Annotated in this window: 14 protein-coding genes; 11 read left to right on the top strand and 3 right to left on the bottom strand. The window is 67.0% G+C overall.

What is annotated here, in order from left to right:
• Positions 1–114: 114 nt before the first annotated feature.
• The 7 genes from ACFYX0_RS41165 to ACFYX0_RS41135 all read left to right on the top strand — a co-directional run bounded on the left by ACFYX0_RS41165 (position 115) and on the right by ACFYX0_RS41135 (position 5208).
• Positions 115–1356, top strand: a complete 1242-nt coding sequence (locus tag ACFYX0_RS41165; RefSeq protein WP_388979308.1) for an FtsK/SpoIIIE domain-containing protein — start codon at positions 115–117, stop codon at positions 1354–1356.
• Between the two features lie 12 nt (positions 1357–1368).
• The gene (locus ACFYX0_RS41160; protein WP_388979305.1) at positions 1369–1563 is read left to right on the top strand and encodes a hypothetical protein; all 195 of its coding nucleotides are present in this window, start codon (positions 1369–1371) and stop codon (positions 1561–1563) included.
• Positions 1564–1595: 32 nt separating this feature from the next.
• Positions 1596–1886 (top strand): hypothetical protein, encoded by a 291-nt coding sequence (locus ACFYX0_RS41155; protein WP_388979303.1) that lies wholly within the window; start codon positions 1596–1598, stop codon positions 1884–1886.
• A gap of 104 nt (positions 1887–1990) precedes the next feature.
• On the top strand, positions 1991–2251 hold the full coding sequence (locus ACFYX0_RS41150) for a hypothetical protein (RefSeq protein WP_388979299.1): 261 nt from the start codon (positions 1991–1993) through the stop codon (positions 2249–2251).
• Positions 2248–3621, top strand: a complete 1374-nt coding sequence (locus ACFYX0_RS41145) for a replication initiator (RefSeq protein WP_388979296.1) — start codon at positions 2248–2250, stop codon at positions 3619–3621. The genes ACFYX0_RS41150 and ACFYX0_RS41145 overlap by 4 nt, the downstream gene beginning before the upstream one ends.
• The gene (locus tag ACFYX0_RS41140) at positions 3611–3823 is read left to right on the top strand and encodes a helix-turn-helix transcriptional regulator (RefSeq protein WP_388979293.1); all 213 of its coding nucleotides are present in this window, start codon (positions 3611–3613) and stop codon (positions 3821–3823) included. The genes ACFYX0_RS41145 and ACFYX0_RS41140 overlap by 11 nt, the downstream gene beginning before the upstream one ends.
• Positions 3820–5208, top strand: a complete 1389-nt coding sequence (locus tag ACFYX0_RS41135) for a tyrosine-type recombinase/integrase (RefSeq protein WP_388979290.1) — start codon at positions 3820–3822, stop codon at positions 5206–5208. Before ACFYX0_RS41140 ends, ACFYX0_RS41135 begins: the two co-directional genes overlap by 4 nt.
• Positions 5209–5288: 80 nt before the next feature.
• Here ACFYX0_RS41135 and ACFYX0_RS41130 read toward each other — a convergent pair whose 3' ends face one another.
• Entirely contained in the window at positions 5289–5792 is a 504-nt protein-coding gene (locus ACFYX0_RS41130) for a hypothetical protein (protein WP_388979288.1), read from the bottom strand.
• Positions 5793–6405: 613 nt separating this feature from the next.
• Between ACFYX0_RS41130 and ACFYX0_RS41125 the strand changes: the two genes are divergently transcribed.
• On the top strand, positions 6406–8733 hold the full coding sequence (locus ACFYX0_RS41125) for a SpoIIE family protein phosphatase (protein WP_388979285.1): 2328 nt from the start codon (positions 6406–6408) through the stop codon (positions 8731–8733).
• 103 nt (positions 8734–8836) lie between these two features.
• On the opposite strand, the gene ACFYX0_RS41120 is transcribed toward ACFYX0_RS41125, so the two are convergent.
• Positions 8837–10756, bottom strand: a complete 1920-nt coding sequence (locus ACFYX0_RS41120) for a hypothetical protein (protein WP_388979283.1) — start codon at positions 10754–10756, stop codon at positions 8837–8839.
• A 449-nt stretch (positions 10757–11205) separates the two neighbouring features.
• Complete coding sequence (locus ACFYX0_RS41115; RefSeq protein ID WP_388979281.1) at positions 11206–11499, bottom strand: hypothetical protein; 294 nt, start codon at positions 11497–11499, stop codon at positions 11206–11208.
• Between the two features lie 580 nt (positions 11500–12079).
• On the opposite strand from ACFYX0_RS41115, the gene ACFYX0_RS41110 reads away from it, so the two are divergent.
• From ACFYX0_RS41110 to ACFYX0_RS41100, 3 genes are read left to right on the top strand one after another with little or no spacing between them, the layout of a single operon-like run.
• Positions 12080–15616 (top strand): helicase-related protein, encoded by a 3537-nt coding sequence (locus tag ACFYX0_RS41110; RefSeq protein ID WP_388979278.1) that lies wholly within the window; start codon positions 12080–12082, stop codon positions 15614–15616.
• Entirely contained in the window at positions 15613–18378 is a 2766-nt protein-coding gene (locus ACFYX0_RS41105; RefSeq protein WP_388979275.1) for a DUF1156 domain-containing protein, read from the top strand. Before ACFYX0_RS41110 ends, ACFYX0_RS41105 begins: the two co-directional genes overlap by 4 nt.
• Before the next feature lie 33 nt (positions 18379–18411).
• Positions 18412–21858, top strand: a complete 3447-nt coding sequence (locus tag ACFYX0_RS41100) for a DUF499 domain-containing protein (RefSeq protein WP_388979272.1) — start codon at positions 18412–18414, stop codon at positions 21856–21858.
• The last annotated feature ends 375 nt before the right edge of the window (positions 21859–22233 follow it).

The following is a 22233-nucleotide window of genomic DNA, read 5'->3' as shown; positions in this document are numbered from 1 at the left end:
GTGCCTTCCCGACCCGCGCTGCGAACGCGGGCCTACTCGGTGACCATCAAAGGATCATTCGGGAAGGTACGCCCTCCGCGTGCCTCCCCGGAACCGATCCACAGGTCTTGAGCATTGCTCCTCCTGGCGGGCCCGGCCCTGCGCCGCCGCTACCTCGTCGCTTGGTGGCTGTTACTCGGCTTTCCGGCCGCCGCCTTTCGGGTCATGCGCACCTGGCGGGCACTGATGGCCGGGTGTGGCCTCGCCGTGAGCCGGCGACCGGCGCTGACGGTCGTGTCCGGGCTTGTCGGCAACGGGGCGCCTCCACCTCAGCCGCGGGTACCCCGTCGCGGTCTCATACGACCGACCGTCGGCGGTTTCGTTCTCCTGGTACGGCTCTTGCCGGGCCAGGTGCCGGAGGACTTCGTCAAGGCCGTACCTGCCATGGCGGAGGACTGGCAGGTTCACGCGGTCCGGGTGACCTCCTGGAAGCCGGGGGTCGTACGGATCGTCGCGTCGGCGGCCGATCCGTTGGCCGATCCGCGGGTTCCGAAGCAGCGAGGCCCTGGCCATCTGCTCCGGGTTACCGTGGGCGCGCTGGAGACCGGGGCCGCGTGGGTGGTCGACCTGCGGCGCGTGCCGCACTGGCTGATCGTGGGTGCCACCCGCTCCGGCAAGTCGACGCTGATCAACGCCCTTGTGGCGGGTCTGGCTCCGCAACCCGTGGCTCTCGTCGGCATCGACTGCAAGGGCGGTATGGAGCTGTCCCTGTACGAGCCGCGGTTGTCGGCTCTGGCGACCAACCGTGAACAGGCGGTCCGGCTGCTGGCCGCGCTCGTAGATCTGACCCTCGACCGCATGACCGTCTGCCGGGCGGCTCGTGTCCGCAATATCTGGGGTCTGCCGGACAAGGAACGCCCGGTCCCCGTCGTCGTAATCGTCGACGAGATCGCGGAACTCTTCCTCGTGGCGAGCCGGAACGAGAAGGACGAAGCGCAGGCGGCTGGTACGGCGCTGATTCGGCTGGCCCAACTTGGCGCGGCCCTCGGTGTGTTCCTCGTTGTCGCCGGCCAACGTGTCGGCTCCGACCTGGGGCCTGGCGTCACTGCGCTGCGGGCCCAACTGGGCGGCCGGGTGTGCCACCGCGTGGCCGACCCCGGTACGGCCGAGATGGCGCTTGGTGACCTCAACCCCGACGCGCTCAAGGCAGCGCAGGCCATCACCCCGGAACAGGCCGGTACGGCCGTCCTCGCCTCCGGCGACGGCTGGGAACGGGCCCGGTCGCACCTGATCACAGAGGCGGAGGCGGAAGCCGTCGCCGCCGAGTATGCGCACCTGACTCCCGTCCTGTCCGAACTGCACGTCGAAGCGCCGTGAAAGGGGCCTGCCGTGCTGGTGTCCATGTCCGCCGTTCTGCTGCTCGGGCTGCTGATCTGGTTCCTGCTGCGTATCCGGTACCTGCGGTGGGTCGACGCGCTGCTCTGCGGGGCCTTTGGCTTCCTGCTCTCCCGGACCGTGGCCGCGCCACTTGCTCAGGCATTCCTCGACGGCGTGAACGGGCCCCTAGGTCAACTCCGCTTCTGAAACGCCCCGCTGACCGAGAAAGGGGACACCTCGTGTCCGACTACGTCATCCGCTCCGGTGATCGCGCCGCGTTCCTGGCTGGTCTCCGTGAGCTGGCCGACTTCCTGGCCGCCAACCCCGACGTGGTTGTACCGCGTCACGCATCCGTCGCCGTCCTGATCGACGCACCGGACTCCGCCGGTCGCCGAGAGGGAGTGGAGTCCCTCGCCGCTCCGCTCGGCGTGCCGGCGGAGGACATCGGCCGGGGCTACTTCGACGCGCGCCGCGACTTCGGGCCGATCTCGTACGTGGTCGTCGCGGTTCCGCCCGAGGAGCGGCAGTGATCGCCCGTACGACGGGCTCCCGACGGGGCGCGAAGTCGCCAAACCCGACCCCGTCAGGAACCCACTCCATCCGCCACATGAGCAGTGAAAGGAGCACTCACACTTTGTCCATCGCGCATCATTCGCGCAAATCCCCGCTGCCCGACTGTGAACTCAGGCAGCAGGACCCGGAGGTCTCGACCTGCGCCGGACGGGAACAGGTCGTCCTCGTCGGGCTCGACGACACCGAGCAACGCCTGTGCCCGGCACACGCTGCGGCGCTCTGGCTCACGGACCCGACGCTCCGCTTCAGTGCCAAGACCCGGCCGGAAGGTATCTCGGCCGTGATGGGGCACGCGTTCGGCGGTGGGGGTGGTCGCCGATGAGCGCCACCCTGGTACCGCACAGCGCTGCCGCTCTGGTCGCCAGGGCCTCGGAACCGGAGTTCGCCACCTGGCGCCGGAACATCGTCCGCCTCGGCGGCTGCACGAACCCGATCCACCTGGTCGGCACGGCGACCGTCTTCGACACGACCACAGGCGCGGCCCTGCTCTCCTACGGGTCGGACGTCTACGGCGGTCGCCTGCTCACCGCGTGTGGCAATCGACGGGCGACGGTCTGCCCGGCCTGCTCGGCTGTGTACCGGGCGGACACCTACCAACTCGTCCGGGCTGGACTCGTCGGCGGCAAGGAGGTGCCGGAGGCGGTGAGCGGGCACCCGCGGGTCTTTGCGACCCTCACCGCTCCCGGCTTCGGCCCGGTCCACACCCGCCGTGAACGTGACGGGCGCGTGCGGGCCTGCCGGCCTCGACGGGTGGGGGAGTGCTGCCCGCACGGCACTCCGGCCGAATGCCGGGAGCGGCACCCGACGGATGACCTCCGTCTCGGGGAACCGCTCTGCCCGCGCTGTTACGACTACGCGGGGGCGGTGCTCTGGCACGCATTCGCCGGTCGGCTCTGGCACCGGTTCGGGCTGGAACTGCGGCGGGAGGTGGCCCGGCGGGCAGGGCTGTCGCGTACGGAGTTCGGGGAGGTTGCCCGGCTCTCGTACGCGAAAGTCGCCGAGTACCAGCGGCGGGGCCTGGTCCACTTCCATGCCGTGATCCGGCTCGACGGTCCGGATGGGCCCGGCTCGGCTCCACCCGGCTGGGCGACCGTGCCGCTCCTGGTCGACGCGGTCCGGGCTGTGGTCGGTCGGGTGCGGCTGACCGCCCCGGGCGCGAATGTGGTCGGTCCGCGGGTGCTGCGCTTCGGTGCGCAGGTCGACGTACGGCCGGTCACCTCGTACGGACGGGAGGCGGGGGAGCGGCCTGCATCTGCGGGAGCTGTGGCGGGCTACGTCGCCAAGTACGCCACGAAGGGGGCGGAGTCCGCCGGCGCGGTGGACGGCCGCATCCATCACGCGCGGGAGATGGTCATGCTGCCGGTGCGCGCGCACGTGCTGCGCATGATCGGTACGTGCTGGTGGCTAGGCGGTCTGCCGGAGTTCGCGCCGCTAGGGCTGCGCCGCTGGGCCCACATGCTCGGGTACGGCGGACACTTCTCCACCAAGTCGCGCCGCTACTCGACTACGCTGACCGCCCTCCGCCAGGCCCGTGCCGACCACCGCGCGGAGCAACAACGGGCCTCGCTCGGCCTGGCCGACCACCCAACGGTCACGGTCGGCGAGTGGCGTTACGCGGGGCGCGGCTACTCGCCGGAGGCGGCTCTCCTGGCTGCCTCGGTGCGGGAGGGCGGTGGTCTCCATGGCGCGTGACAGCCGTGCGAAGCCGACCGAACTGCTCACGGTCCGGCAGGTGCTCGACGAACTGGGCGGCATCTCCCGGCGCACCTTCTACCGCTGGCGGGAACTGCGCCTCGCTCCGGCCTGTATCCGGCTGCCGAACGGGGAGCTGAGGGTCCGCCGGGACGTGCTCGATGAGTGGTTGGAGGAGCGGGCTGAGGGGGCGGCGTCGTGAAGTCGTACAAGGTTTCCGTCTGGAAGCTGTCGGTCAACAAGACCACCAAGAAGCCGACCTACCTCGTGCGCTGGGTGGTCGACGGACAGCCGTTCAGCGAGTCGTACAAGACCAAGACGCTGGCTGACCGCTTCCGGGCCAAGCTGGTACGGGCGCTCGACAAGGGCGAGCCGTTCGACACCGTGACCGGTCTGCCCGACTCGCTGCGCGGGGGCAAGGCTGCGCTGTCGTTCCTGGACCTGGCCGTGAAGTACGTGGATGCCCGGTGGGCGGAGGCGTCGGCCAAGCAGCGGGACAGCATGACCGATGCGCTGGCGACGGTCGTTCCCGTCCTGGTGAAGCCGGGGCGGGGGCGGCCTGCTCCCGAGGTGCTGCGGCGGGCGCTGCGCTCGTATGTCCTGCCGGTGCCCCGTAGGGAGCGGGAGCGGCCGGAAGAGATCGTTGCGGCGGTGAGGTGGATCGAGAAGGCATCGCTTCCAGTCGCCGAGCTGCAAGAGATCGCCCGTGTGCATGAGTTGATCGACGCGCTGGGGCGGAGGCTGGACGGCAAGCCTGCGGCGACCCAGACGTACCGGAGGCGGCGCGCCGTGGTCTTCAATGCGCTTGAGTACGCCGTGGAGCTGGAGCTTCTGCCGTCGAATCCGCTGAGCCGGGTCCGGCGCAAGCGGGGTAAGCGGGCGCTGCAGGAGGTCGACCGCCGGGTGGTGGTCAACCCTCGGCAGGCTCGGGAGCTACTGACCGCCCTTACGTACGTGGGTGGCTACGACCGGGCGAGCGGTCGGCGGTTGCGGGCGTTCTTCGGGTGCCTGTATTACGCGGCCATGCGGCCGGGGGAGGCACTGGGGCTGCGCCGTTCCGACTGCACGCTTCCGGAGACCGGGTGGGGTCGTATCGAGTTAGCGGAGACGCGCCCGACGGCGGGGAAGGCGTGGACCGACTCCGGCGAGGCTCATGATCGGCGTGGTCTGAAACAGCGAGCCCACGGTGAGGTGCGCATCGTGCCGATTCCGCCTCCCCTGGTGCGGCTGCTCCGCGAGCACCTGGAGGAGTTCGGCACGGCGAAGGACGGCCGGCTGTTCTCCAGTGAGCGGGGAAACGTGATTGCGGCGTCGTCGTACTCCCGGGCGTGGAAGCAGGCTCGAGAACTGGCGCTCGTCCCCGAGCAGGTGGCCTCGGTTCTCGCCTTCCGGCCGTACGACCTCCGCCACGCGGGCGTCTCCCAGTGGCTCAACTCCGGAGTGCCCGCGCCGGAGGTCGCCGCTCGCGCGGGCCACTCGGTCGACGTCCTGCTGAAGATCTACGCCAAGTGCATCGACGGTCAAGAGAAGGAGATGAACGACCGGATCATGCAAGGCCTGGCAGAGGGGGACGACCCCACGGACTGACCAACCGCATGACCGACGAACGGGAGCCCCGGGCCGCCTCTGGTTCGGGGCTCTGCCTGGCTCCCCTTCAATGGGCGACGCTACATAACCCCCATCCCGCGCTTGGCGAGGCGTTGAAATTCTCGGGTATAAGTCTCGATAAGCTCCTTGGTGTCCTGATAGAGCTCGCGTATTGCCGCATGCACGTCGGGCAGGAGCAGGTCAGCGGCGCGCGACTGGTGTAGCCGTACTTCATCGTCGACGTAGTCGGCCTTGCGGCGCACGATCCCGGGCATCTCCCACAGTCGGAGCGGATCCGTAACCATGGATGTCCAGCGTGGCGCGGCCCTGGACATCTGGGGAGCCAAATCGCGCCACGGCTCGACGGGGGTCCGGCCGGTGAGGGCCGGGAGTAACTGGACTCTCGCCTCGACGAATGGTGCACAGAACGTCGTCAGCTCGTCCTGAAGGCCATCCACCTTTGCGATCAGCGCCGCCTGGACGCTGTGTCGCCCCGTGAGGCGACCTACAGTGACTGTGGCTGCTGCTCCAGCAACTGCTCCGCCCAGACCGATCAACGCCACCGGTATCTCTGACTGAGCCACCCGCCCCCCTCTACGCGTGCTGCTGCAATCAGCATGATTGTTGTAGTGGTGCAGGCATGGATAGACCCCTGTGCAGTGGCATGGGCTGCAGCCGTCGTGGTGAGGCATCATGCAGAGCGGGGCATGTGCAAGAAGGGCCGTGGAACGCCTTCTGACCTGCCGCGAAACCCTCCAAGATCAACACGCTATTACAACGTGATCACTGGCAAGTCGCTGCTTTCAGCGACATAAGCTTGCACAAACGCGAAGACCCCGACCGCAGCGTTTCCGCTGGTGACGGGGTCTTTAGGCACCTCATACAGGGTGCCCCCGGCAGGATTCGAACCTGCGCACACGGCTCCGGAGTGATTGCGTCGATCACTCCGCACAGTTCTCTGACCTGCGGCGGAGCCCGTCAGGGGGCGCCGACGACACGGACTGTGTCGGAGGTGAGTCGCGGACAACGGTCGGACCGCCCGTCCAGATCAGCCTGGCAGCTCGTCGTCACCACCTCCGTCGGGGATTCGATCAGCCTGCCGTGACAGCCTGGGCCCGGGTCGGGTTGCCGGGGGATCGCCACGCGCTTGAACTGGTGGAGGGTGCACTGCGCCGCTCGGTGCGGTGACACCAGGGGATGAGGGCGGAGGTGCTTTCGATGCCCCATGGTGACGTGCTCATGATCATTGATGAGGGTGGGCGGGTGACCGAATGGCGACGTCACGCTGAGAAGATGTTCGGATGGTCCGCTGAGGAGGCCGTCGGCCAGTCCGTCGCCACGCTGATGCGTAACGTCGATACCACCGACGGATGGCGCTGGGATGCTTTCTTCGATGTGCCCCCGGTGCTGGTCAAGCCGGAGCTGTGTGGCTCTTCTGTCGTTTGGCGGGTATGCGCGGCGGCGGAGGCCGTTTCACAGCGGGAGGACGTGGCGGTGTTGAAGGCCATTTTCACCCAGGCCCCGGTGGGGCTGCATGTCCTCGATGATCAGCTGCGTGTGGTTCGCATGAACACCGTCGCCCGCGGGCTGCGCGAGACGACAGGGGGAGACCTACTCGGAAAGCGCTTCACCGAGGCGTACGACCTTGAAGACCCCGAGGAAGAGCTCGCGGTGGCTCAGAGAGTCCTGGAGAGCGGTGAGCCGGTGCTGAACCGGCTCGTCCGGGGCGTCGAGGCTCCGGGCGTGCGCAGGCGCCGCATCTACTCCGTCTCCTTCGTTCGCCTAGAGGGCTGCCACGGGAATGTACTCGGTCTGGTGGCATCCACGGTCGACGTCACTGAGCGTGAGAACGTCAAGAAACGCCTGGCTCTCCTGGACGCGGTTCGGGCCCGGGTAGGTCGGCGGCTGGACGTGCTCGCAGTGTGCCGAGAGCTGGTGGACGCGGTGGTGCCGGCCTTCACGGGCATCGCCGTCGTCGAGGTCATCGAAGGTGTCGTCGGCGGCGAGGAGCCTCCGCCGGTCCCCGTCCCCCGGGACGTTCCGCTGCGCCGGACAGCCTTCCGTGGGCGGATCTCGGCGTACCCGGTCGGGGACGTGCGCCCTCTGCCATGCGGCACGCCCTACTCGGGCGTGCTGGTCGACCTTCGCCCGCGCCTTATCCCGATCGACGAGGACAGCTCGTGGCTCGCTGCCGACCCGGCCCGTGCCGACTCCATCAGGCAATCCGGGGCCCACTCTCTTATCACGGCACCCCTGGTGTTGCGCGGCCATGCTCTCGGCGTGGTCAGCTTCTACCGCCACCGGCAAGAAGCCCCCTTCGAGGAGGAGGACCTGCAACTGGCGTCCGACGTGTGTGCGCATGCCGCTCTCTGTATCGACAACGCCCGCCGCTACACCCGTGAGCGGACCATCGCAGCAACTCTCCAGCGCAGGTTTCTCCCCCAGCAACCGGACACACCGAGTTCCGTGGAGGTCTGCCGAATGCACCTTTCCGGTCCGGAGAGCGGCGGCGCATGGTTCGACACGATCGCGCTGCCCGGCGCACGGACCGCGTTGGTTGTCGGCGAAGTCGCGGGACGCGGCATCACCGCGGCGACCACGATGGGACAACTCCGTACGGCCCTCCACTCACTCGCCGTGTTGGATCTGGGCCCAGACGAACTGCTGGCCCGGGTGAGCGACACCGCGGCCCGCCTCGCAGCCGAACGCGCCGCGCTGCCGTCCGGGGACCCTCTTCACCGCGAGCGGCTTACCGCCGGCTGCGCCATCGCGATCTACGACCCGGTCGATCTGACTTGCACCATCGCCCGCGCCGGCCTTCCTGAGCCGGTCGCCCTCTTTCCCGACGGCACGTCGGAGGCCTTGTGCGTTCCTCCCGGCCCCCTCCTCGCAGGAGCGGGCAACGCGCCATTTCCCGCAACAACCTTCAGCCTCCCCGAGGGAGCCACCCTGGCGATGGCCACGGCTTCGATCGCAGACGAAGTTCTGGCCGGGCGCCTGCGCCCGCTCCTGGACAGCGCCGGCACGCGGAGCCTGCCAGATCTGCGCGACGCCATCGCGAACGCGCTCAGACACTGCCGCCGGACAGACGAGACACTGTTGCTGCTCGCCCGCACCAAAGCGCTCCCCGCAGACCAGGTCCTGACCCTCGCCCTGCCCGCGGACCCCGAGGCCGCACCGATCGCACGCGCAGCAGCCCGGCACCAACTGGAGGCCTGGGGTATGGACGAGGACGCCGCGTTCACCAACGAACTCATCGTCAGCGAACTCGTCGGCAACGCCGTCCGCTACGGCGCTCCACCCCTCCAACTACGCCTGATCTTCGACGGGATGCTGACCAGCGAGGTCAGCGACTCGGCGACCAGCGCCCCTCACGTGAAACACGCCCGCACCATCGACGAGACAGGCCGAGGACTGTTCATCGTCGCCACCCTCGCAGACCAGTGGGGCGCCCGATACGGGGATCAGGGAAAGACCGTCTGGGCACAGCAGCCAACAGGGCTACCCCAAGCGGCGCCGTTCTGAGGGACCCAGAGCGGATGGGAGGCGAGCCGACTGGAGAGCTCCTGCGAGCGTCTTCGCAACGTTATGGCCGCCGGCTTCGGAGAGGCCCCAGCCCGGCGGTGCGTCAGCGGTTGGGGAGGCGGGGCGTAGACGGGGTGGTGCCTGACCGACGTTGGGGCGGGGTGGCCGTCGTGCCTAGGTGGACTAGGCGGGGAACGCTGGTGGTGAGGGATTCGGTGGTGTACTCGGTCACTGGCGGCTGGTGCTGGTCTACCAGTTCACACAAGTCGTCCCAGTGATCCAGGGCGTCCAATTGCCGTTCGAAGTCGTCGAAGCGGACGGCTCCCCAGCCGTTGATGGCGAACTCCATGAACAACGAGACCAGCACGGCGTAATTCTGCTGGTAACGGCCCGCGTCCCGGCCCGTGTCGATAGCGATCCAGCCGCGATTTTGGCCGTTGACTTCGAAGTCGACGCGGCGGGTGTCGAAGTCGGCGGTTACAGAGCCGTTGGCGTAGGTAATGACGGCGCGGCGCTGGGCGAGTGAGGAGGGCACATGCTTGGCGACCCGCATCCGCAGTTCGATCGTGCCGTGGTGGGCGGTGGCTTCCAGCCAGGTGGGGGCGATCTCCTGGCCGTACTCGGCGCGGACCTGGGCGGCGCGCGGGGCATGCCGGCCGAGTGCGCAGCCGGTCCAGGCGATCGGGCCTGCACCGGTGATGTGCCGGAGTAGCAGCAGCGGGTGGATGGTCGTCTCGATGAAGGGGTTCAAGGTCCCGGGGACCTCGGTCCACAGGCGGCCGTAGCTGGCCGGGGAGCGGGAGGCGCCTTCCAGGAGGTCGATGTTCGCGGAGCGCACCTGGCCCAGCTCCTCGCGCAGTGCATGCAGGGCTGCCCCGCCCAACAAGCCGGGCTCGCTGGCAGCCAGGAAGCGCGAATACACCGGTAGCGGCTGTAGGAAGTAGGTGAGCGGGAGGGCCTTTTCCAGGCTGTAGTAGCTCAGGGCGAAGCCGCGGGCCATCAACTGCGCACCCTCGGTGCGCAGCACGGTGCGCTCGGGGCGGCCGGAGGCGATGGGCTTCTCCACAGCGAAGGGGACGCCAGCAGTAGCCAAGGCGACAAGCTGAGTGAAGTGAGCAAATGTGGGAGAGGCGATGATGGTGGGAGCGTGTTCACGCAGGGCTGTGGCTAGCACTTTGTCCGGAGAAGTCACGTGCAACTGAGCGTCGTCACCAATCGCGGCGCGGGCGTTGGCGGTCTCGGGATCCTCGATAGAGGAGATCGTGATGCTGCTACGTTCGTAGCCCAGAGTTTTCAGGGCAGGCAGGATCCGGTTCAAGGTGACGTCACCAGCGCCGATGATCGAGACCGTCTGGGCCGTGCGGGTGTCGATGCCAGGATGGGAACTGAGGACCACGGTGATCGCGACTCCGAGATAGGCGAGGCCGAAGACCGCCAGCGTAGTCCCGAACCGGTCTCCCGCCTCGGGGTTGCCGATGAAGGCCTGCAGCAAATCGGTGATGCCACGCCCGGTCACATCGCTAACGAGCAGTAGCTGAATGGTGAGGAGCAGCGGGAACGTCAGCACATACTCAGCTGGGTGGAAGATCGTGTAGTACCGCTCCACGAAAGCTCGCAGCATGAGGTAGTACATGACCCACACTACGCACTCGGTGATCAGCAACCAGCCCACAGCCGAGAGCAGCCACGCAAGCAGCACTGGTGGATGTGGATTAGCTGCGTGACGAACCAGGTAGGCGGTTCCGGCCACGACGAGGATGACGATGAAGTACCACTCGGTGTAGGCAGCGGGAAAATCCGGACGCTGGTTCGTCGTTGGTGGCTTGGCGGTGTTCCTGCGCCGGACGCTGTATTTAACCCACTGGAGCGGCGATAACAGGCGCATCAGAAAGAAGAGATGGAACACTGCGAAGGCTAATGGGGACCGGCGGCCGCCCCAGATGTAAGAGGAAGCGGCCGGGCGAGTGGAGACCTTCTGCACTGCTCGCGAGATCCGCTCAAGATGTTGGCGATACATGGTCACCGTCGCAGGTTACTCACACAGTGTTAGAACCGCTGGCGCTTAGGTCAATCTGGCTGTCACGGTCGGTTGTCGCCGAGTGGCCTCGGGAGGCGTCGGACGGCCCAGGAATCAGCCGTCTCACCTCGCCGGGAGCAGACAATGACGGCTCCGCCATCACTCAAGCGGCACTGGAGCAACCGGGAGCTGTTCGCTGTACGGCCACGTGAAGGTGCGGGCCGGTTCGAGATGGGCCTCTCCCCAGTGGATGACATGGAAGCCGCTCTCTCCGTCGGCTGTGAAGAACACGCAGACGAGCTTCGTCGAGGCGCCCAGCTCTTGGAACGCCTCGTGCAGCTCTAGGTACTCCTCCGTCGTCAGGTCGTTGTCGAGCTCGAACAGCCCTTCTGGCGACCGCGGCCCATGTGCCCAGAACAGCCGACGGGCCTTGTGACTGGGGCCGTGGGCTTGCCTCAGTCGACTTCGTTGCTTCGTTCCAAAACCAACCCGACGGAGCCCTCTGCCAGACCGTTACTGTCCTCCAAGTGCAGATGGCTCCCATCAGGAACGCCGTCCTTGGCGAGCGTGAGCAGGTGACCGGCCAGCGTTCTGAGTCCAGCGACATTCGCCTCAATCACGACCTCGGCACCAAGGCTCCGGACCGTGGTGCGCGCCTCGTCTTCCCAGGTGAAGACCTGGGGGACACCATCGGTCACGACCGTAACCTCGGTGCTCACGGGCGGGGTGCTGCTGGCTTCGGAGGTCATGGCTCACATCATGCCGGTTTGGCGCACACAACTCCGGAGGGGGCTTGGGAAGCCGGCATCATTGCTGGTCAAGACCTTGTGTCACGGACAACGGCTTACCCGGGTCCACAGATGGTCCAAGATCGCAAACTGGCTGCAGTCGTCAGTTGCACGGCATCCGCCCGCAGGACTGCTTGATTCGCGCCGACACATCGGAGGCGTGTTGGGACTTCCAGTAGCGGAGGCGGCTGCGGTGCCCGTTGCACCAGTGACCGAGGATGACGTCAGCACGTACCAGTTCAGTCCATGGCTGACGTGGGAGACGGTTCGAGGGCATCTAACCTTGCGCCTTTGTCTGAGGGGCAAGATCACAGTTGCAGCACAAGTATCGAATGTGTGTGTAGCGTAAAGATAATGTGCTTCCTCTCTGGGTCTTCCTGCGGCAGCACGAGGGCGCCAAGGACAGCGCCGCGTGACCCAGGTGGAGTTGAGGCGATCGGGTAGGCCTCGGAAGGCGAACGTTTTAGGCTGACGTTGGGATGATCTGATAGTTCATCAGGATTCCTGCAGCGAAGCTCCGCGGCTCGGGGAGGGGCAGCAGATGACGGGCACGCGTTTGCGGTTGGAGGATCTCGCCCCGGGCACGGTGGTCGGTGGCGTGGTACCGAGGGTGGACGTCACGGTGGTGGCGCTGCAGATGTTCGGGGATTCTGCGGCCCGGCTGACCTATCGCCGTGCGGACGGCACGGTGGACGAGACAATCTTGTACCGTGAGCGGGAGAGCGAACTTACCGCTGGCGAGCAGGGGTCCTTGGACCGGGGGTTCGACGCCGACGCTGAGTTGTTCCGTCTAGCTGCCGAGGCCCTGCGCATCCGCATGGCGGCCCGCGGGGATGCGATGCTCGCAGTATCGACAAGCCTGCTCGATCCCCTTCCGCATCAGATCCAAGCGGTCTATAACGAGTTGCTGCCACGCACGCCGCTGCGCTTCCTTCTCGCCGATGACCCCGGCGCCGGGAAGACGATCATGGCGGGCCTGTACATCAAAGAGCTGGCCCTGCGTGGTGACCTGGAGCGCTGTCTGATCGTCGCGCCTGGTGGCCTGGTCGAGCAGTGGCAGGACGAGCTTCAGGAGAAGTTCGGCCTGGACTTCGCGCTGTTGTCCAAGCAGTTGGTGGAGGCCTCGGTCGACGCGAACGTCTTCGACAAGCACCCCCGGCTGATCGCCCGCATGGACGCCCTGGCCCGGTCTGAGGAGCTGCAGCGTCGCCTGGCCGAGTCCGGCTGGGACCTGGTGGTGGTGGACGAGGCGCACCGCATGAGTGCCCATTACTTCGGCGCCGAGCTGAAGACCACCAAGCGCTATGAGCTCGGGCGCCTTCTGGGTCGGGTGACCCGGCACTTGCTGCTGATGACCGCGACTCCGCATGCGGGTAAGGAGGAGGACTTCCAGCTGTTCATGGCCCTGTTGGACGGGGACCGGTTCGCCGGCAAGTACCGGGATGGGGTGCACCAGCACGACGCTTCGGGCCTGATGCGCCGCATGGTCAAGGAGGAGCTACTCACCTTCGACGGCAAAAAGCTCTTCCCAGAGCGCCGCGCCTACACCGTCCCCTACGAACTGTCGTCGGCTGAGCAGGAGCTGTACGAGCAGGTCACCCGCTATGTACGGGAGGAGATGAATCGCGCCGAGCGGCTCGATGGCCGCCGCGGCAACCAGGTCGGCTTCGCCCTGACCGTGCTCCAACGCCGCCTGGCCTCCAGCCCAGAGGCCATCGCCAAATCTCTGGAACGCCGCCGCCGGCGGCTAGAAGCCAAACGCGCCGAGCTGCTCGCCGCCCGGCAGACAGCGCTGGACGCCAGCGGCGGCCCCATCCCGCCCTACCAGGACACCGCGCTGGACACCCTGAGTGGGGGCGAGGACGGCCAGAACTGGGACGCCGAGCTTGAGGACCTGACCGGCGCGGAACTGGAGGAGGCAGAGGAACAGGTCGTCGACTCCGCCTCGGCCGCGCTCACCGTCGCCGAGCTGGAGCAGGAGATCGAGCATCTACGGGAGCTGGAACAGGCCGCCGCCAGCGTGCTGGCCCTGGGCGAGGACCGCAAGTGGCGGGAACTGTCCGGGCTACTCCAGGACAACCCCCACCTGCGCGACGCCGACGGCCGCCCGCGCAAGCTCATCGTGTTCACCGAACACCGCGACACCCTGGAGTACCTGGCCCGCAGGGTCCGTGCCCTGATCGGCCGCGTCGACGCGGTTGTGGCCATCCACGGCGGCACTCCCCGCGAGCAGCGGCGTGCGATCCGGGACCGGTTCAACCAGGACCCGGACGTGCGGGTGCTCCTGGCCACCGACGCGGCCGGCGAGGGGTTGAACCTGCAGCGCGCCCACCTCATGGTCAACTACGACCTGCCGTGGAACCCCAACCGCATCGAGCAGCGCTTCGGCCGCATCCACCGCATCGGCCAGGCTGAGGTCTGCCACCTGTGGAACCTGGTCGCCGACAACACCCGGGAAGGTCAGGTCTTCCACCGTCTGCTGGACAAGATCGAGCAGCAGAACAAGGCCTACGACGGCAAGGTCTACAACGTCCTCGGCGAGATTTTCGACGGACAGCCGCTGCGCGAGCTACTCGTGCGCGCCATCCGCTACGGCGACCGGCCCGAGGTCAAGGCCCAGCTCGATGAGGTCATCGACGCCCGGGTCGGGCAGCGCGCCGTCGACCTAATCCAGGGCCTGGCGCTCGACGCTCAGGTCATGGGCCTGGAGGACGTCGACGCCATCCGCCTGCGGATGGAAGAGGCCCAGGCCCGCCGCCTGCACCCGCACTACGTGCAAGCGTTCTTCCGGGACGCCTTCGAACGCGCCGGAGGCCGCCTGATGCCCCGGGAGGCCGGACGGTTCGAGATCACTCACGTGCCGGCCCCCCTGCGCGACCCTGCCCGGTTCACCGGTCTAGGCGGCGCCGTGCAACGCAAGTACGAACGAGTCTGTTTCGACCGCGACCGCATCAGCGCCCCCGGCAAGCCCCGGGCCGACCTGATCGCTCCCGGTCACCCGCTCTTCGACGTAGTCCTCGACCAGGTCATCGCACAGCACGCCGACCTGCTCAGCCGCGGCGCGATACTCATCGACGCCGCCGACGCGGGCGAGCAGCCCCGACTGCTCGTGGCGCTCTCGCAGGAGATCACCGATGGGCACGGCCGCACCGCCGACCGGGCCTTCGCCTTTACCGAACTGCTGCCTGACGGCACCGCCAGGAACGCCGGCCCCGCCCCATACCTGGACTACCGCCCCCCGACACCGGCCGAGGGCCAGGCCGCCCAGGCCCTGCTCGACCAGGCCTGGCTTCACAACGGTGGCGAAGCCCCCGCCCTGGACTGGGCCATTCGCGAAGCGCTGCCCGAACACCTGCGTCAGGCACGCGACCGTCTCCTGCCAGCTGTCACCCGCACCCGGGCCCAGGTCGAACAGCGCCTGAAACACGAGATCAACTACTGGCACGCGCAAGCCGGAAAACTCGAACAGGACCTCGCCGCCGGCAAACGCGTGCGTCACAAGCCGGACAAGGCCCGAAACTGGGCTGAAGAACTGGAACACCGGCGCACCAAGCGCCTGGAGGAGCTGGACAAGGACGCCGCCCTCCACCCCCGGTCCCCCGTCGTGGCCGGCTGCGCCCTGGTGGTACCGGTGGGCTGGCTGGCCAAGGCCCTGGGCGCCACCGGACCGGCGCCATCGCGGGCGAGCGACGGCTACGAGACCGACCGACGGGCCATCGCCGCAGTGCTTCGGGCCGAGAAAGAACTCGGGCGCCTTCCCGAGGAGATGGCACACAACAACCCTGGGTACGACATCCGCTCACTCACTCCGGATGGCCACCTGGTGCACATCGAGGTCAAGGGTCGCCAGGCTGGTGCCCAGGACTTCTATGTGAGCCGCAACGAGGTGCTGGTCGCCAAGAACCGCGGCGACCAGCATCGGCTCGCGATCGTGGCCGTCCACCCCGACGGGCCCGCGCACGATGACCTGCGCTACCTGATCGACGCCTTCGCCAACACCGAGTTCGGTGACCTGAAAACCGAAGGCATTGTCATCAATTGGCACGACGCCTGGAACAAAGGAGGAGCTCCGCTGTGAGCGCCGTGAATGAGACCAACGCGATGCTATATCGGCGGAAGCTCATCGAGGTAGCCCTGCCCTTGGAGGCCATCAGTAAGGCCAGCAAAGCGGATAAAGACCGCAAGGTGGGCACCATCAAGAACATCCACAAGTGGTTTGCCCCCATGCCCACCCCGGCATGGCGTGCCCTGTTGTTCGCAGCCGTCGTGGACGACCCGGAAGACGATGAGAAGCGCGCCGAACTGCTGCAGATCATCGAAGGGTTGGTGCCTCCGGAAGGCATCGCCCCCTCAGCAGAGGCCATCAAGAGGGCCCGCGCTGTGCTGGAGGAGCAAGAACAGGAGCTCCCGACCGTCCTCGACCCGTTTTGCGGCGGCGGCTCGACACTGGTGGAGGCCCAGCGACTCGGCTTCCCTACCCTCGCCAGCGACCTGAACCCGGTTCCCGTCCTGGTCACGCGGGTGGAAACCCAGCTCATACCCGCCGTGCTTGGTAAACCCGCAGTATCCGGCCCGGACGGAGGGCTCGCGGGCGTCGCCGACGATCCCATTGCCGGTTTGCTTGCCGACATTCAGCACTACGGGCACCTGGTGAGGGAGAAGGTCCAGCGGCAGGTCGGCAATCTGTACGAGTCCGTGGAAGACGGCGAGGTAGTGGCCTGGCTTTGGGCCCGGACTGTTCCCTGCGTCAACCCCGCATGCGGGATATCGATTCCTCTATACAGCTCGCCATGGCTGAGCAAGCAGCAGGGACGCGAGGCCTGGCTGCGACCTGTAGTGGAAGAAGGCCAGGTCCGGTTCGAGGTCGGTCAGGGGGAAGCCAGGGATGTTCCTGAAGCCACCAAGCGCGCTGGCAGAGGCGGTAAGTTCACCTGCCCTGCATGCGAGACGGAGGTTGAAGAAAAATACATTCGCCAATGCGGTGTGGCGGGACGGATGGGCCTTCAGCTGATGGCCATGGCAATTGACAATGGGGCAGGTCGACATTTCATTCCTAGGTCATTCTATGTAAAAGCCGCGGTGGCTGACGTACCGGACGATGCGCCTGACGTAGACCTTCCGCCGAAGGCGCTTGGCTTCAGGGTCCAGGCATATGGAATGACCAAGCAGTCGGACTTCTACACCAATCGACAGCTCCACGTGCTTGGGGCCTTTGCTGACGCCGTGGCGCAGGTGCCCGACTGGGTGATACGCGACGGCGGTGACACCGACCAGGCCACGGCGATCGCATCCGTACTGGCAGTCTGCGTGAGTAAAATGGCCCAGTCCAACTCCTCGCAGAGTCGGTGGAGGGTTCGGAGTGGACCATCAAAGGCGGAACCCGCATTTGGGCGTCAAGCTTTCCCAATGCTTTGGGACTTCGCTGAGACTAATCCGTTTGGAGACTCGGTCGGTAGCTGGACTGCTCAAATAACTAGTATTCTAGGTGGCCTCAAGGCGCTCCCGCGTTCGGTTAGACCGGGTACCGCTGTTCAGGCTGATGCCCGCAGGGCCGGTGCGCTACTTCCTCTTGGCAGTGCTCTTATAGCAACTGATCCCCCGTACTTCGCCCAAATTAACTATGCGGACCTGAGCGACTACTTCTATGTCTGGTTGCGCCGTTCTGCCGGGCGGTTGCATCCAGATCTGTTCGGCACTATGGCCACCCCGAAGACCGAAGAACTCATCGCCAATCCTTACCGCCACGGTGGACCGGAGAAGGCGCGCCAGTACTTCATTGATGGTTTCGTCGATGTCTTCTCCTCCTTGAAGCAAGCATCTCGCACCGACTTGCCCATCGTGGTGATCTACGCGCACCGCCAGGAGGAGACCAAGGACGGTGAGCTCTCTTCTTCCGCCTGGGATGCGCTTCTGGAAGCCATGGTGGGCGCCGGGATCAGCGTGGTCGGAACTTGGCCGTTGCACGCGACAAATAGCACACGACAGGTCGGCCAGGGCGCCAACGCTCTTGCCTCGTACATCGTGATGATCTGCCGTCCCCGAACCGAGAACGCGGCATCGACCGACCGCCGCAGCTTCCTCTCCGCTTTGCGCCGGGAGTTGCCGGAAGCGCTCAGGCCCCTCCGACAGAGCTCCATCCCGGCTGTGGACCTGGCTCAGGCGGCGATTGGTCCCGGCATGGCGATCTTCTCCCGGTATGCGAAAGTCACTGAGCCGGACGGTGCCCCGATGCGAGTGCGTGCCGCCCTCTCCATGATCAACGAGGTGCTCGGGGAGGTGCTCTCTGAGCAGGAGGGCGAGTTCGACACGGACACTCGCTGGTGCATCAAGTGGTTCGAACAGCATCAGTGGGAGCAGGGTCTTTTCGGTGAGGCTGAGCTGCTCGCTAACGCGCTCAACACGTCCCTGTCCGGTCTGGAGGACGCGGATGTGGTAAAGGCCCGCGCTAGCAAGACCGAGCTACTCAAGCCCGAGGCACTCCTCGCCTCCTATGAGCCCGAGACAGACCACCGCATCTCGGTCTGGAAGGTGGCGGTGCACTTGTCGCGCGTGCTTGAGGGCAAGGGCTCCAGCTCCGGTATCGATGCAGCCGGTGAGTTGCTTGCCCGGGCCCGCACGAAGGTCGACGACGACGCTGTCAAGGAGCTGGCCTACCTGCTCTACAACATTTGCGAGCGTAACGGCTGGTCGGAGAGTGGCCGGTGGTTCAACAACCTGGTCAGCTCCTGGCCGGACCTGCAGATGGCAGCGCGCGCAGCGGAGAAGCAGGGCGGCGGCATGGCTTCCCAGTCGGAGCTGTTTTCCGGCAGCAGCGACGAGGACGAGGACCAGTTGTTCTGACGGTCGCCGAAAGGCGAGGCAGGGGGAGGGGACGTGCAGAACGACGACACCGCGCACGGTGGGGTACTGGGCGCGGCGGACAGGATAGGCAGGACGGCGAACACGATGGCACTGAGTAACCGCGACCGGATCGGCCGGATGATCGAGCTGCTGCCCGACGGGCTGCTCCCGCTCGTCGAGCGAGAGATGACCCGACGGCAGGGCGAGACCTGGTTCGACGACGCCGTTACGACAGCCCGGGAGGGCGGCTTCAGCCTGACCTCCAAGCAGGATCCGCAGTTCTTGCTGCAGACCATGCTGCGGAACTGGGCCTCCTACTTCCGCCACGTCCTGCCGCCGGCCGCCCGCAACTATGTCGGCGAGTTGAACGACACCCGAAACAAGTGGGCGCACAACGAGCCCTTCAACTCCGACGACGCCGGACGCGCCCTGGACACCGCCGAGCGGCTGCTGACCGCGGTCGGCGGCCACAAAAACCTCATCGAGCAGGTGCGCCGCTCGCGCCTGGAGCACCAGCGCGCCGTGATCGAGGCGGAGACCAAGCGCGCCACCCGCGAGGCCGCCACTGCCCCGGCCGTGGCGACGGAGGGCCTCAAGCCCTGGCGCTCCGTCCTCATCCCGCACGAGGACGTTGCCCGGGGTGACTTCAACGCCTCCGAGTTCGCCGCCAACCTCGCCCAGGTCGCCCAGGGCGAGGGCGCCCCCGAGTACACCGACCCGGTCGAGTTCTTCCAGCGCACCTACCTTACCGACGGCCTGCGGGAGCTGCTCGCCAAGTCGATCCGACGCATATCCGGCGACGACAACGCCCCGCCGACGTTCAACCTGCAGACCAACTTCGGTGGCGGCAAGACGCACTCGATGCTGGCCCTGTACCACCTGTTCGCCCCGGGGGTACAGCCGCAGCAGCTGCCGCAGGAGATGCACGAGCTGATCGCCGGGACTGCGTCGGGCCTGCCGAAGGAGCCGGTGCGCCGCGTGGTCCTGGTCGGCACCCATATCAGTCCGGGGCAGCCGGACGCCAAGGCCGACGGCACCCGGGTCAATACCCTGTGGGGCGAGCTGGCCTGGCAGCTTGGAGGCCGCACCGGGTACGACATCGTCGCCGAGGCCGACCGCACTGGAACAAATCCGGGCGCCGCCCTCCACGACCTCATCGCCGCGTACGCCCCCTGCCTGATCCTCGTCGACGAGTGGGTCGCCTACGCCCGGCAGCTCTTCGATGCCGAGGGGCTGCCCGGGGGGTCGTTCGAGACCCACTTCACCTTCGCACAGACCCTCACCGAGGTCGTGGAGGCCGTCTCCGGGGCACAGCTGATCGTCTCTATCCCGGCCTCCGACGACGGCACCGTCGCCGCGGACGAGAACGAGGTGGGCGGCCCGGCCGGCCAGCAGGCCCTGGACCGGCTGCAGCGCGTCATCCACCGCAAGGCCGAGCCATGGCGGCCCGCGAAGGCCGATGAGTCCTTCGAGATCGTGCGCCGCCGCCTGTTCGAGTCGCCGAGCGGCGGCGCACAGGCCGAGATCAACAAGGTGGCGCGGCTGTTCACCCAGTTCTATGGCGGGCAGAAAGCGGACTTCCCCTCCGGTGTGGACGGCACCGAGTACGAGAACCGCCTGAAGTCCACCTACCCGATCCACCCCGAGCTGTTCGCCCGGCTGTATGAGGACTGGTCAACCCTCGAGCGCTTCCAGCGCACCCGCGGCGTGCTGCGGCTGATGAGCGCCGTCATCCACGCACTGTGGCGGGACGGCAACCAGAGCGCGATGATCATGCCCGGCGACATCCCCCTCAACGACCAGCGCGTGGCCGGCGAGCTGACCCACTACCTCGAGGACCGCTGGAAGCCCATCCTCGACACCGACGTGGACGGCGTGAACTCCACCCCGCTCCAGATCGACCAGGAGAAGACCTTCCTCGGCGAGCGCGCCATGACCCGGCGCATCGCCCGCACACTGTTCATGGGATCGGCCGCCACGCTCAAGGCAGCGACAAAGGGCCTGGACGAGCCTCACGTCCGCCTCGGCATGGCCATGCCCGGCGACAGCATGGGCAACTTCCGCACCGCCCTGAACACGCTGGCTGACCGCTCCACCTACCTCTACTCCGAGGGGGAGCGCTACTGGTACGACACCCAGGCCAGCGTCACCCGGATCGCAAAGGACGAGGCCGACCGGCTGGTCGAGCGCCCCGAGGACGTCTGGGCCGAACTCGTCCGCCGCCTGGCGCCCACCCAGCGCCGCACCGGCGACTTTTCCGGGGTCCACGTGGCCCCGCAGCACACCGCAGACATCCCCGATACCGACGAGGTACGGCTCGTCCTGCTGCACCCGCAGCACCACCACACCAAGAACAAAGACGACAGCCCGGCGATGCTTTTCGCCGCCGAGGCTCTCAACTCCCGCGGATCCTCGCAGCGCGCGCATCGCAACATGCTGGTCTTCCTCGCCCCCGATAAAAAGCGGCTCGACGAGCTGATGGAAGCCGCGCGCGAATACCTCGGCTGGCACAGGGTCCTCGATCGCGCCGACGAACTCGACCTCAACCCCAGCCAGCGCCGTCAAGCCGAAAGCCGCATCAAGGGAGCGGACGAGAAGGTCCAGCTGCGCATCGCCGAGACCTACCACTGGGCGCTCGTGCCCGAGCAGCGCGAGGACCCGGCGCGTCCCGTGCAGTGGGAGGCCATCAAGGTCGAGACCGGCAAACCGGATCTGGCCGTACGCACCGCGGAGCGGCTCAAGCGCGAGGCCCTGCTGTGGCTGCAGCAAGCCCCGGCGCTGCTCCACCAGAAGCTGACCGGCCCACTCGCCTCCATCTGGCAGCGCGACGGCCACATCAGCGTCGGCCAGCTGTGGGAGCTGCACACCCGCTACCCCTACATGAACCGCGTGCGGGACCGCGCGGTGCTCGACCAGGGCATCGAGGACGTGCTGCACATGATCGGCTGGGAGACGGAGGGCTTCGCCCTCGCCACTGGCTACGACCAGGCCGCCATCCGCTACGACGGCCTGGTGCTCCCCGGCGGCGACACCCGCTTCGGGCAGATCACCGACTCCACCCTCCTGGTCCGGCCGGACACCGCGATCCAGCAACGGCAGGCGGACGCCGCCGCAACTGCCGTACCGGCCCAGCGGACCAGCGAGGACGCGGACACACCCCCAGACACCGCGGGGACCGAGACCACCTCGGGACTCGGAGTGCACGTCCCGGCTCAGACCAGCGAGAAGCAAACCCGACAGCTCGTCATCCGCAACACACGCTTCTATGCCCGAGCAGTGCTCACCCCGGAGCAGTACAGCAAGAACGCCAGCAAGTACGCCATCGAGATCCTCCCGCACCTCGACCTCGTCGGCTCCGAAGTGGAGATCACTGTAGAGATCCATGCGAAGCGGCCGGACGGGTTCCCCGACGACAAAGCGCGCATCCTCACCGAAAACGCGAACACTCTTAAGCTCCAGGCAGAATTTGAATCCGAGTAAGGCGCTGCATCCGTCAATGCCAGAAGAAGGCAGTGGCGTCGTCGTAATGCAAGTTCGGCGGGTCTCAATGGGTGTGGCAAGTGCTGGCCACTGCAATCAGTAGCCGGTCTACTGATCACCAGCCCGGTTCACCAGCGGGACTGACGAAGCTCACGGCTCTGATCTGCTCAGATGCCGTGGGCTTCTGTCGTTGGTGGTCGACGTTGGCTGACGTCGCACGGCCCAGAGGCAGCCCGGGATGAGCGCCGCTTTACAAGTTCGTTCTCCACCCCGTCGGCTTAGAACTCCTAACAGAATGCTGCAACTCGCCTTGGAATGTGTGTGCCTGATGGCTTGTTAGCCTGCACATGAGAAGGAGTGAGCGGCCGCCGTGGA

Origin of the sequence: Streptomyces sp. NPDC002573, from assembly GCF_042889625.1 — a bacterium.
In the GTDB taxonomy this organism is placed as follows: Bacteria; Actinomycetota; Actinomycetes; order Streptomycetales; family Streptomycetaceae; genus Streptomyces; species Streptomyces gibsoniae.
This window is presented reverse-complemented; position numbering and strand designations above follow the sequence as displayed.